The organism is Acinetobacter sp. YH16031, from assembly GCF_013417335.1.
Classification (GTDB): domain Bacteria; phylum Pseudomonadota; class Gammaproteobacteria; order Pseudomonadales; family Moraxellaceae; genus Acinetobacter.
The window spans coordinates 56,747-69,024 of record NZ_VPED01000003.1 but is presented as its reverse complement, the minus strand read 5'-3'; the positions used below and the strand labels follow the sequence as shown (position 1 = coordinate 69,024).

10 protein-coding genes are annotated in these 12,278 nt (G+C 44.4%); 7 read left to right on the top strand and 3 right to left on the bottom strand.

All coding sequences use genetic code 11. The features are described from left to right. Positions 1-66: 66 nt before the first annotated feature. The 6 genes from rpsL to rimI all read left to right on the top strand — a co-directional run bounded on the left by rpsL (position 67) and on the right by rimI (position 6,332). Positions 67-441 carry a 30S ribosomal protein S12 gene (rpsL, locus tag FTV31_RS02265; RefSeq protein ID WP_004783283.1) on the top strand — a complete coding sequence of 125 codons (375 nt, stop codon included), beginning with the start codon at positions 67-69 and terminating at the stop codon, positions 439-441. A gap of 180 nt (positions 442-621) precedes the next feature. Beyond that, complete coding sequence (gene rpsG / locus FTV31_RS02260) at positions 622-1,092, top strand: 30S ribosomal protein S7 (protein ID WP_004783282.1); 471 nt, start codon at positions 622-624, stop codon at positions 1,090-1,092. 132 nt (positions 1,093-1,224) lie between these two features. Next, positions 1,225-3,360: an elongation factor G gene (fusA, locus tag FTV31_RS02255; RefSeq protein ID WP_180012847.1), complete on the top strand. Its 2,136-nt coding sequence runs from the start codon at positions 1,225-1,227 to the stop codon at positions 3,358-3,360. 93 nt (positions 3,361-3,453) lie between these two features. Continuing rightward, positions 3,454-4,644 carry an elongation factor Tu gene (gene tuf / locus FTV31_RS02250; RefSeq protein WP_179991967.1) on the top strand — a complete coding sequence of 397 codons (1,191 nt, stop codon included), beginning with the start codon at positions 3,454-3,456 and terminating at the stop codon, positions 4,642-4,644. 234 nt (positions 4,645-4,878) lie between these two features. After that, a complete protein-coding gene (locus tag FTV31_RS02245; protein WP_180012846.1) occupies positions 4,879-5,760 on the top strand; it encodes a metal-dependent hydrolase in 882 nt (293 codons plus the stop codon). A gap of 113 nt (positions 5,761-5,873) precedes the next feature. Continuing rightward, positions 5,874-6,332, top strand: coding sequence for a ribosomal protein S18-alanine N-acetyltransferase (gene rimI / locus FTV31_RS02240; RefSeq protein WP_180012845.1), 459 nt, complete (start codon positions 5,874-5,876; stop codon positions 6,330-6,332). A gap of 27 nt (positions 6,333-6,359) precedes the next feature. Here rimI and FTV31_RS02235 read toward each other — a convergent pair whose 3' ends face one another. The 3 genes from FTV31_RS02235 to trxB all read right to left on the bottom strand — a co-directional run bounded on the left by FTV31_RS02235 (position 6,360) and on the right by trxB (position 8,971). Next, positions 6,360-7,175, bottom strand: coding sequence for an arginyltransferase (locus FTV31_RS02235; protein WP_005234302.1), 816 nt, complete (start codon positions 7,173-7,175; stop codon positions 6,360-6,362). Positions 7,176-7,196: 21 nt separating this feature from the next. Further along, on the bottom strand, positions 7,197-7,928 hold the full coding sequence (aat, locus tag FTV31_RS02230) for a leucyl/phenylalanyl-tRNA--protein transferase (protein ID WP_180012844.1): 732 nt from the start codon (positions 7,926-7,928) through the stop codon (positions 7,197-7,199). Positions 7,929-8,011: 83 nt separating this feature from the next. Continuing rightward, the gene (trxB, locus tag FTV31_RS02225) at positions 8,012-8,971 is read right to left on the bottom strand and encodes a thioredoxin-disulfide reductase (RefSeq protein ID WP_004783272.1); all 960 of its coding nucleotides are present in this window, start codon (positions 8,969-8,971) and stop codon (positions 8,012-8,014) included. Positions 8,972-9,209: 238 nt separating this feature from the next. Between trxB and FTV31_RS02220 the strand changes: the two genes are divergently transcribed. Further along, complete coding sequence (locus FTV31_RS02220) at positions 9,210-12,260, top strand: DNA translocase FtsK (RefSeq protein ID WP_180012843.1); 3,051 nt, start codon at positions 9,210-9,212, stop codon at positions 12,258-12,260. The last annotated feature ends 18 nt before the right edge of the window (positions 12,261-12,278 follow it).

Below are 12,278 nucleotides of genomic sequence, written 5' to 3'. Positions count from 1 at the left end.
ATACAATTGCATGCCCTCAAAAAGTAGTATTTTTTTGGGGCTTTTTATTAACGGGAGAATTGCCACATGGCAACAACAAATCAGTTGATCCGTAAGGGTCGTACGACTTTAGTTGAAAAATCTAAAGTTCCTGCGTTGAAGGCTTGTCCACAGCGCCGTGGTGTTTGTACACGTGTTTACACAACTACACCTAAAAAACCTAACTCAGCAATGCGTAAAGTTTGCCGTGTTCGCTTAACTTCAGGTTTCGAAGTTTCTAGCTACATCGGTGGTGAAGGCCATAACCTACAAGAGCACAGTGTTGTTCTTATCCGTGGTGGTCGTGTTAAAGACTTACCAGGTGTACGTTACCATACCGTTCGTGGTTCTTTAGACTGTGCTGGTGTTAAAGATCGTAACCAAGCTCGTTCTAAATACGGTACTAAACGTCCTAAGAAATAATCTTTCGAGATTAAGCTCTTAGTTCGCTAGAACTGCAATCCTTTATCGTCTCGCTTGTCTGATTTCTGCATTTAATTTTGTGAAAATTCAAGCGACGTGTAGTAAGGCCAGCGAATGCACACGACACTTTGTGCTACTGCTGGATTAACCTGAAGTGTCATATTTATAGGTAGTTTTAAAATGCCAAGACGTCGCGTAGTCGCTGCTCGTGAAATCCTTCCGGATCCTAAGTTCAGCAGCCAAACAATCGCTAAATTCATGAACCACGTAATGCAAGATGGTAAAAAATCTATTGCTGAAAGTATCGTTTACGGTGCTTTAGACCGCGTTCAAGAAAAATCTAAAGTAGATCCAGTTGAATTTTTCGAGACTACTCTTGAAAAAGTTCGTCCTATGGTCGAAGTAAAAGCACGCCGTGTTGGTGGTGCTACATACCAGGTACCTATGGAAGTGCGCCCATCCCGTCGTACTGCCTTGGCTATGCGTTGGTTAGTAGATGCTGCTGCTAAGCGTTCTGAAAAAACTATGGCTTTACGTCTTGCTGGTGAGTTGCTTGATGCAGCTGAAGGTAAAGGCGCAGCGGTTAAAAAACGTGAAGATGTGCACCGTATGGCTGAAGCCAACAAAGCCTTCTCTCACTACCGTTTCTAAGCGGATAAAACAGGACCTAATCAGGAGGATGATGAATTTAGTTGTCACTAGTTTGTCATCAAAGCGCTTTAAGTTGCTATGCAGCTTAAAGCGTCCTGTTTTAAACAACAAAATTTAGGAATGCTAGAAATCATGGCACGTCAAACCCCAATTTCTCGTTACCGTAACATTGGTATCTCTGCGCACATTGACGCAGGTAAAACAACCACTTCTGAACGTATTTTGTTCTACACAGGTGAGAGCCACAAACTAGGTGAAACTCACGAAGGTTCAGCAACAACTGACTGGATGGAACAAGAGCAAGAACGTGGTATTACCATTACTTCAGCAGCAGTAACATGCTTCTGGAAAGGTATGGCTAACCAGTTCGACCAACACCGTATTAACGTTATTGACACCCCGGGACACGTTGACTTCACGATCGAAGTTGAGCGTTCTATGCGTGTTCTTGACGGTGCATGTATGGTTTACTGTGCTGTAGGTGGTGTACAACCTCAGTCTGAAACTGTATGGCGTCAAGCAAACAAATATAAAGTGCCTCGTATTGCGTTCGTAAACAAAATGGACCGTACTGGCGCGAACTTCTTCCGTGCTGTGGAACAAGTAAAAACACGTCTTGGCGGTAACCCTGTGCCAATCGTGATTCCAGTTGGCGCTGAAGAAAACTTCCAAGGTGTTGTTGACCTAATCGAAATGAAATCGATTATCTGGGACGAAGCGTCTCAAGGTATGAAGTTCGAATATGGTGAAATCCCTGCTGACTTAGTTGAGCTAGCTAACGAATGGCGTACTAACATGATTGAAGCTGCTGCGGAAGCATCAGAAGAACTCATGGACAAGTACCTTGAAGAAGGCGAGTTGACTAAAGAAGAAATCGTTTCTGGTCTGCGTGCACGTACATTGTTGAATGAAATTCAACCAATGCTTTGTGGCTCAGCGTTCAAAAACAAAGGTGTTCAACGTATGTTGGATGCTGTTATTGAGTTCTTGCCAGCGCCAACTGACGTTGAAGCAATTAAAGGTATCTTAGACGACAAAGACGAAACTGAAGGTTCTCGTGAAGCGTCTGACGATGCTCCGTTCTCTGCGCTTGCGTTCAAAATCATGAACGACAAATTCGTAGGTAACTTGACATTCGTACGTGTTTACTCTGGTGTTCTTAAAGCGGGTAGCCCGTGTTATAACCCAGTAAAAATGAAACGTGAACGTGTTGGCCGTATCGTACAGATGCACGCAAATGACCGTCATGACATCGAAGAAATTCGTGCAGGTGACATCGCAGCGTGTGTAGGTCTTAAAGATACAACCACTGGTGATACATTATGTGACGAAAACCACATCATTACACTAGAGCGTATGGAATTCCCAGAGCCAGTAATTGCACTTGCAGTTGAACCTAAAACTAAAGCTGACCAAGAAAAAATGTCAGTTGCTTTAGGCCGCTTGGCGAAAGAAGATCCATCGTTCCGTGTACGTACTGACGAAGAATCTGGTCAAACCATCATTGCTGGTATGGGTGAGCTTCACCTTGACATCATCGTTGACCGTATGAAGCGTGAGTTCAACGTTGAAGCGAACATTGGTAAACCAATGGTTGCTTACCGCGAAACGATCAAGAAATCTGTTGAGCAAGAAGGTAAATTCGTTCGTCAAACTGGTGGTAAAGGTAAATTCGGTCACGTATATGTACGTTTAGAGCCGCTTGACCCTGAAACTGGTAAAGACTACGAGTTCGCTGAAGAAGTTGTTGGTGGTGTAGTACCTAAAGAATTCTTCGGTGCGGTTGACAAAGGTATCCAAGAACGTATGAAGAATGGTGTCCTTGCTGGTTACCCAGTAGTTGGCATCAAAGCGACATTGTTCGACGGTTCTTACCATGACGTCGACTCTGACGAATTATCGTTCAAAATGGCAGGTTCTTATGCCTTCCGTGACGGTTTCATGAAAGCAGATCCTGTTCTTCTTGAACCAATCATGAAAGTTGAAGTAGAAACTCCAGAAGACTACATGGGCGATATCATGGGTGACTTAAACCGTCGTCGTGGTCTTGTTCAAGGTATGGACGATTTACCTGGTGGTACTAAAGCGATTCGTGCAGAAGTTCCACTTTCTGAGATGTTTGGTTACGCAACTCATATGCGTTCTATGTCTCAAGGTCGTGCGACTTACTCTATGGAGTTCGCTAAGTACGCTGAAACTCCACGTAACGTGGCTGAAGGCATTATCGCTAAATTCCAGTCTGGCGGTAAAAAAGGTGACGACGAGTAATCTTTCGATTACTATAAGCCCAAACTAATTCATAGTTAAAAACCAAGCGCTCATGCAGTGATCCTGCATGGGCAGTTCAAAAAGGAAGATCTCATGGCTAAGGCTAAGTTCGAACGTAATAAGCCACACGTTAACGTGGGCACAATCGGTCACGTTGACCATGGTAAAACAACTTTAACAGCTGCGATTGCAACTGTATGTGCTAAAAAATTCGGTGGTGAAGCGAAAGACTACGCTGCAATCGACTCTGCACCAGAAGAAAAAGCACGTGGTATTACAATTAACACTTCTCACGTAGAATACGATTCTCCAACTCGTCACTACGCTCACGTAGACTGCCCGGGCCACGCCGATTATGTTAAAAACATGATTACTGGTGCTGCTCAGATGGATGGTGCGATCCTTGTATGTGCTGCGACTGACGGTCCAATGCCACAAACTCGTGAACACATCCTGCTTTCTCGTCAGGTGGGTGTACCTTACATCGTTGTATTCTTGAACAAATGCGACCTTGTAGACGACGAAGAGCTTCTTGAACTGGTTGAAATGGAAGTTCGTGAACTTCTTTCTACTTACGACTTCCCAGGTGATGATACTCCTGTAATCCGTGGTTCAGCACTTGCTGCACTGAACGGTGAAGCTGGTCAATACGGTGAAGACGCAGTTGTGGCTCTTGTTGAAGCGCTTGACTCTTACATCCCAGAACCAGAACGTGCAATTGACCAAGCATTCTTGATGCCAATCGAAGACGTATTCTCAATTTCTGGTCGTGGTACAGTAGTAACTGGCCGTGTTGAAACTGGTGTCATCAAAGTTGGTGAAGAAGTTGAAATCGTGGGTATCAAAGACACAGTTAAGACTACCGTAACTGGCGTTGAAATGTTCCGTAAACTTCTTGACGAAGGCCGTGCTGGTGAGAACTGTGGTATCTTGCTTCGTGGTACTAAACGTGAAGACGTACAACGTGGTCAAGTACTTGCTAAACCAGGTTCTATCAAACCGCACACTAAATTCGATGCAGAAGTATACGTACTTTCTAAAGACGAAGGCGGTCGTCACACTCCATTCCTTAACGGTTACCGTCCACAGTTCTACTTCCGTACAACTGACGTAACTGGCGCGATTTCTTTGAAAGAAGGCGTTGAAATGGTTATGCCTGGTGACAACGTAGAAATGTCAGTAGAACTAATTCACCCAATCGCAATGGACCCAGGTCTACGTTTTGCGATCCGTGAAGGTGGTCGTACAGTTGGTGCTGGTGTAGTTGCTAAAGTAACTGCATAATCGCTGATTGTGTGAAAAAAGCGTCCCTTTGGGACGCTTTTTTTATATCTGTAAATTCAACCTACTCATTTTCAAGCATATTTAAATTGTCTAACAATATATTTACAAGCTGTCCTTAAGTGATATTTCACTGACCTTATCTGCCCTTATGTGAAAAATTCAACGCAGTAATATAACTATAAGAATTTTAATAATTAGATTTCAGCTCTATATAGAACTGATGGGAGTAAGTGTATGAATGCTCAAGTGAAAATTACCAATCGTGCAAGCGCAAGTTTTCCGGTACGTCGTATGAGTTTTGATTTTGATCAAGTGCCAGAATACTGGATGAATGGTTCAGCAGGACTGACTCACTTTATGACTGCACTCTCTGCATTATTCCCGGCAGGCGAAAAATTCTTTATTGATTCTGTTCGCGCTGTACGTCAGCATCCAGCAATTAAGGACAATGAAGCGCTGCAAAAAGAGATCTCTGCCTTTATAGGTCAGGAAGCTATGCATACCCAGGAACATGTTGGTTTTAATGCTTCAGCGCAACGCCATGGCCATGATGTTGATACGCTAGATCGTTATACTGACCGAGTCATTCAAACTGCACGCAAAATCTTCGCGGCAGTCGGTAAGCCAGTCGGTATTACTCAGGAAATGGTAGACCTCACTGCGACGACTGCACTAGAACATTTTACTGCGACCATTGCATCTCAGTTACTGGCCAATCATCATATTCAGGAACTGATGAAAGATGACACCATGAAAACCATGTGGCTCTGGCATGCCATTGAAGAGAATGAACATAAGGCCGTAGCCTATGATGTATTCGAAGGTGTTTTCGGTAAAGGCTTAAAATCTTATCTGCTGCGTACCACTTCACTGGTTGCAGCGATGGTCACGCTATTCTTTGTACAAAGCTACTTCGTATTGCGTTTATTGAAAGAAGACCGTCAGTTAAGTCTTGGAGCTTTAAAAGAAATCTATACTTATGGTTATAGCCCATCTAAAGGAATTATTACCGGTATGGGTAAAGAAATGCTGATTTACTTTAAACCTGGTTTTCATCCAAATGATCATGACACCCATAGCTTATTACAAAGCTGGAAACAAAAACTGGGCCTTTAATTTAAAACTAGATTAAAAGACTGAAGAGCAACCTAAGTTGCTCTTTTTTTTGCTCGATTTTTTAAATAAAGTTTCTATAATGCGGAGGTTAATTCTAGATAAGATGAACGAAGATGATTCGTTTGATGCAAGCTGCGGATGTACCAGCCGTTGCCAAGATTGAAACCAAAGTACAATCCCATCCCTGGACCTTTAAACAATTTGAAGATGCTGTTACTGCCTATCAAAGCACTGTGATTGAACAGGCGGGGCAAGTCGTAGGGTTCTGCATTTTACAGCCGGTGTTGGATGAAGCCAATTTATTACTGATGGCAATTGATCCTGCGCAACAGGGCAAAGGTTTAGGTTATCAGTTGCTAGATGCCTCAATTGCATTATTGAAAAATAGTCCAGTACAAATCTTTCTGGAAGTACGTGAAAGCAATACTACTGCGATTAAACTGTATGAAAAAACCGGTTTTCATCAGATTGACCTGCGCAAGAACTATTATCCGAATACGAATGGTGCTCGGGAACATGCCATTATCATGGTGAAGTCTTGTACTGATGATTTTGCCAGCCTGTTTAAATAATATTCCAGCTCTTATTTGACGACTAAATTACTTGATGATGGGATTATTCCATCCGCTAGGCAAGGTCGTCATCAAGGAGTTTCCCAGATGTTCAATCTCTACAGGGGTAAGGGTGCGGTTTAATCGGCGCCATTGCCCGTCAATCAATAATTCAAGTGGCAGGTATTGAGACTTGTAGTTCATTTTGGCTGAATGTGGCACCCAGTAGCCCAGATAAACAAACTGTAAGCCAAGTTTTTGAGTGTGCTCAATCTGTTTCAGAATCGCAAAGGCACCAAGGGAACGGCGGTTCTCATCAGGATCAAAGAAAGTATACACCGCTGAAACGCCATCATCGAGCAGGTCACAAGTCGATACACTGATCAGACGATCATCTTTCCATAATTCCAGAAAGAAACTATCGGTACAGCTTTGCAGTAAAAACTTTTCAAACTGGTCACGGCTAGGTGGATACATGTCGCCATCTGCATGGCGTTCATTAATATAACGTTCATAGAGGGCGTAATGTATATCTGTGGCCTGTTCAGGATGGGTAATTTTAACTGTCAAATCCTGATTACGTTTCCAGGCTTTTTTCTGCGAGCTGTTCATTTGGAATTCATGAACAGGAATACGTGAAGATAAACATTGACGGCACAGGTGGCATTCAGGCCGATAGACAAAATCACCACTACGACGGAAACCGGTACGAGAAAGCTCGGACAGCGTCACTACATCAATACGGTGCGCTGGATCAAGAAAAACCATGCGCGCGGACTTGTTGGGCAGATAGCTACAGTCATGCGGCGGCGTAATATAATACTGTAAATCGTTCAGTAGGGACTGTGGTTGATAAGAGTTCATAACAAGTGCCCTCTGTTATTTTCATTCACTTAATCGCGCAGACTGCGCTATTGTTTTACTTGAAAATACACCGTCTTGATACTTTTTCCAATTGATCGCAGGCTGTTTTATCACATCTTGTAACGATTTAAGATATGTGTGGCGAGAAATTGTACAGGCACCTAGACTCATCAAGTGATCATTCACCAATTGACAGTCAATCCAGGGCAGCTGATTTTCTCTGCCAATCAGCATCAGGGTATAGAAAGCCATTTTAGAAACATCGGTCTGGGTGCTAAACATGGATTCACCGAAACAGCCCTTGCCGATAGTCACCCCATAGAGTCCACCTACTAGGCGATCTTCATCCCAAACCTCAATACTATAGCCATAGCCTGCATCGAACAAATCGCAATAACCTTGAATGATCTCTTCACTAATCCAGGTCTCATCTGCATAAGCGCGAGGCAATGAGCAGGAACGGATGACTCTTTCAAAAGCATGATTCACCGTAATTTTATAATCCTGTTTTTTCATGCTTCGAAGCAGGGATTTACTTGGATGATAATCTTCTGGCCGAATAATACAGCGTGGTTCCGGACTCCACCAGCAGATCGGATCACCTTCAGAAAACCAGGGGAAGAGACCATGGGTATAGGCCTCATACAAAGTAGAAGGGGAGAGGTCTGCACCGATACAAATCAGGCCTTCACCCTCAAAATCTGCTTCTTCAGGATTGGGGAAAATGTACTGTGAAGGAGGAAGAAGATGCATGCAGAACCCTGATCTTGAAATAGACTGTTTTTATCATACATAAAAAAACCGCCCATGATGGACGGTCTTTTTATTTTCGCTGCTTAGTCTAATTTACCCATTGCATCGAGATATTTTTCTGCATCCAGTGCCGCCATACAGCCTGAACCTGCAGAAGTAATCGCCTGACGGTAGATACTGTCTGCGATATCGCCTGCAGCGAATACACCCGGGATAGAGGTTTGGGTGGCATTCCCTGCGGTACCGCTTTGTACCTGAATATAACCATCACGCAGTTCTAGCTGGCCTTCGAACATAGTGCTATTTGGTTTATGACCAATAGCAACAAATAGACCTGATACTTCAACGTCCTGAGTTGAATCATCTTGAGTTGATTTTAAACGTACCGCAGTGACGCCAGTGGTATCACCCAACACTTCTTCTACCTGATGATTCCAGATAATGCTGATTTTGCCTTCTTTTTCTTTTTCAAAAAGATGGTCTTGCAGGATTTTTTCAGAACGCAACGTATCACGACGATGAACTAGGGTCACATGAGAAGCGATGTTAGAGAGATATAACGCTTCTTCAACAGCGGTATTACCACCGCCCACAACCATCACTTTTTGTTCTTTATAGAAGAAACCGTCACAGGTTGCACAAGCGCTCACGCCTTGACCCATAAATGCAGCTTCTGATTCCAGACCCAGGTATTGCGCAGTTGCACCAGTACAAATGATCAGGGCATCACAAGTGAACTCTTCCATATCGCCTTTCAGGACGAATGGACGAACGTTAAGGTCAACTTCATTGATATGATCATAAACAATTTCAGTACCAAAACGTTCTGCATGAGCCTGCATACGTTCCATTAAAGCTGGACCAGTCAGACCTTCAGGATCGCCAGGCCAGTTATCTACTTCAGTCGTTGTGGTTAATTGACCACCCAGTTGCAGACCTGCAATCAGGGTCGGTTTTAAGTTTGCACGCGCTGCATAGACTGCTGCGCTATAGCCAGCAGGGCCAGAACCTAAAATAATCAGTCGTGAGTGACGTGCGCTCATTCGCTGTATCCTTTTTTATTTAGAAATTTATTGAATTATACGTGAAACTGTATAACAGTGGTGTGAGATTAAAGTCGATATTATTGATCATCGAAATCGATTTGGGCTATATAGAAGAAGTACACAATAATGCATCTTTTTTGATGCAACAGGTGCATAATATGCATTTTATTGCGACGCTTTTTTTGAAGCATACCAGCAAAAGAATATTCATGAAGAATTGGTTACAGGACAGTATATGACAGCGGTGTCGAGTGCCTATGCACAGCGCTTAGTAATGACATTATTTTTAGTCTCATTTGGGATTTATCTGTTTCTTGCAACAGTGACCTATACACCATTTGATCCGGGGTGGATGCATATCTCTAGTGATACGCAGACAGTTTCAAATGCCAGTGGGGTTGCAGGGGCCTGGATTTCAGACCTGTTATTTGGCTTTCTCGGCTGGGCAAGCCTGCTGATCCCTGTGTATCTGTTTATGGAAGCAATCCAGGTCTGGTGGCCGCGCAGCTTCCTGAACCGTCCATTCCGCTATGCTGCCCAATTCTTCCTGTTATTGACTACATCGGCGTTGCTGTTCCTGTTCTGGCAAGTTCCAGCCGATACGCTGGATAATTCTTCAGGTGGCATTATTGGCTATGAGCTGGGTCAAAGCCTTGAACAATTACTAACTGTCTATGGCGCAGCTTTTTTCTTGCTGGTGCTTTGGGTAGTTCTGTTTACCTTGGCATTTGGTGTGAAATGGAACAAGACCTGGAGCAGTCTCAAGGCAACGCCTGCTTATCTGCAAGATCTGTTCTATCGTAATGTACCAGAAGGTATGTCTGATTTTGACCGTACCGCACCTGTAATTAAAAAAGAAGCGGTAAAAGCAGCTGCCAAAAAAGTGACAGTACCAGTCACTGCCGCACCTGAGCATGATCTGGTAGAAGTCGACCCTGTAGTTCGTGATCATGTCGCTGAACGCCTGTTTGAGGATTTTGCAGATAAAGAATCGCACCAGCCTCACCACTATGAAGAAGATATTTCTGAACCTGTACAGACATCAGCTTCAGAACCTGTTCAGGAACAAGCACCGCAAACAGTAGAGCCGGATCGTGTGGTGGCAACAGGGGAGGTGTGGCGTGCGTTACATTCCAATGAAGACCAGCGTCACAAGCAGGATATCGATGCTTTGCTTAAAGCTGCAGAAGAAGAGCAAGCTGATTTTTCTCCTGATGCATTTGCAGCTGCGTCAACGAATCACAATGCTCATGAAGTGACATCATCATCTACCGCCAAGAATAATCTGGACTGGGATGATGATGAAATTTTTGATGAGTTATTGGCCGCAGTCCCGCAAGGTAAAACCGCAACGGATGTGCATAGCCCGTTCAATTCAGCAGCAGCTGAAAAATCCCTCAGAATTGTAGAAGATGCTGGAACAATCAGCTCAATTGCGGCTGCTCCACTTATGGCTGCACATGCGATTAAAAATACCAGCCTGGAAGCGGACTTTGAGGATCTGGACGATTTACTGGTTGAAGCTGATGAACCAAAACCTGCACCTGTACGTGCATCAAGTTATGCCCAATCTTCTGCTTTTGTTCAGGCACCGATTCAGCGTGTAGAGACAGCAGCTCAAACCGCAGCGACCAATGCAGCAGTTCGGGAAGCATTGTCCAAAGAAGAATTTATTGAAGCTTGGCATGAAACTGCCGGTAAGCCTCAGGATGAAGACGAGTTTGACTTCGATGCGCCACTGACCGATGCCGCTGGTCGTCCAATGTCACGTGCCATGCAGGTCGCTGAGCGCCGTAAAGACCTGTCACCATTGCCGGGTCTGGAATTGCTGGATAAAGTCGATCCGAACAAAAAAGTGAATTTCACTGAAGAGCAATTATCCCGTTTATCAGAACTTCTGGAAATCAAGCTTCAGGAATTTAACGTTAAAGCCAAAGTGGTCGAGGCTCAGCCAGGCCCAGTCGTGACCCGTTTTGAACTGGACCTTGCGCCTGGTGTGAAAGCTTCCAAAGTCACTAATATTTCACGTGACTTGGCTCGTTCGATGTCAATGGCTTCAGTACGTGTAGTCGAAGTTATTCCAGGTAAGCCTTATATCGGTATTGAAGTCCCGAACAGTAGCCGTGAAATGGTGCGTTTGATTGAACTGGTACAAATTCCAAAATTCAACGATCCTGATGGCATTTTGTCGATGGCCATGGGTAAGGATATTTCAGGCAATCCGGTGATTACTGAACTGGGTAAAGCACCGCATATGCTGGTAGCAGGGACTACAGGTTCTGGTAAGTCGGTAGCGGTTAACTCGATGATTCTATCGATGCTATTGAAGTACACACCAGACCAGTTACGCCTGATCCTGATCGATCCGAAACAGCTTGAATTGGCCAACTATAACGATATTCCACACCTGTTAACCCCAGTTGTGACCGATATGAAAGATGCAGTCAGTGCCTTGAACTGGTGTGTGAATGAAATGGAACGTCGTTACAAACTGATGTCTTTCCTGAAAATTCGTAAGCTCAGCGACTATAACCGTAAGGTAGAAGAGGCGCTTGCCAATGGTGAAGAGCTATTTGATCCAACCTGGAAAGCGAGTGAATCAGTCGCAGGGGAACGTGCACCGCGCTTAACGCCATTGCCATCGATTGTGATTGTTGCCGATGAGTTCGCAGATATGATCATGCAGGTTGGTAAAAAAGCCGAAGAAATGATTACCCGTCTGGCACAGAAATCCCGTGCTGCTGGTATTCACCTGTTACTGGCAACTCAGCGTCCCTCAGTAGATGTGATCACTGGTCTGATCAAGGCGAATATTCCGACACGTGTCGCACTTCGTGTGAACTCGAAAATCGACTCACGTACCATTCTCGATGCAGGTGGTGCAGAAGATCTGCTCGGTCATGGTGATATGCTGTTCCTTGGCCCGGGTAAAATTGAGCCGGAGCGCGTACACGGTGCCTTTATTGCCGATGATGAAGTGAACCGGATCTGTGATGCATGGCGTGAACGTGGGGCGCCTAACTATGTGGATGAGATCCTGACTCCATTTGATGAAGAACCGTCTAGTCGTGGTTTTGAAGATGGTGGAGATGGTGGATCTGATCGAGATGCGCTGTATGATCAGTGTGTGGCTTTTGTTTTGGAAACCCGCAAAGCATCAACTTCATCTTTGCAGCGTAAATTCAGTCTGGGTTATAACCGTGCTGCACGGATCATTGACCAGATGGAAGAAAATGGCATTGTCAGCTCAATGGGTGCCAATGGTAAGCGTGAGATTCTGGTTTAAATCCAGAATCTCTAGCGA

Excerpts from the sequence above, each read along its gene's own strand:
- fusA (WP_180012847.1), top strand. The coding sequence starts at position 1,225 with ATGGCACGTCAAACCCCAATTTCTCGTTACCGTAACATTGGTATCTCT.
- tuf (WP_179991967.1), top strand. The coding sequence starts at position 3,454 with ATGGCTAAGGCTAAGTTCGAACGTAATAAGCCACACGTTAACGTGGGC.
- rpsG (WP_004783282.1), top strand. The coding sequence starts at position 622 with ATGCCAAGACGTCGCGTAGTCGCTGCTCGTGAAATCCTTCCGGATCCT.
- trxB (WP_004783272.1), bottom strand. The coding sequence starts at position 8,971 with ATGAGCGCACGTCACTCACGACTGATTATTTTAGGTTCTGGCCCTGCT.
- rpsL (WP_004783283.1), top strand. The coding sequence starts at position 67 with ATGGCAACAACAAATCAGTTGATCCGTAAGGGTCGTACGACTTTAGTT.
- FTV31_RS02220 (WP_180012843.1), top strand. The coding sequence starts at position 9,210 with ATGACAGCGGTGTCGAGTGCCTATGCACAGCGCTTAGTAATGACATTA.
- FTV31_RS02245 (WP_180012846.1), top strand. The coding sequence starts at position 4,879 with ATGAATGCTCAAGTGAAAATTACCAATCGTGCAAGCGCAAGTTTTCCG.
- FTV31_RS02235 (WP_005234302.1), bottom strand. The coding sequence starts at position 7,175 with ATGAACTCTTATCAACCACAGTCCCTACTGAACGATTTACAGTATTAT.
- aat (WP_180012844.1), bottom strand. The coding sequence starts at position 7,928 with ATGCATCTTCTTCCTCCTTCACAGTACATTTTCCCCAATCCTGAAGAA.
- rimI (WP_180012845.1), top strand. The coding sequence starts at position 5,874 with ATGATTCGTTTGATGCAAGCTGCGGATGTACCAGCCGTTGCCAAGATT.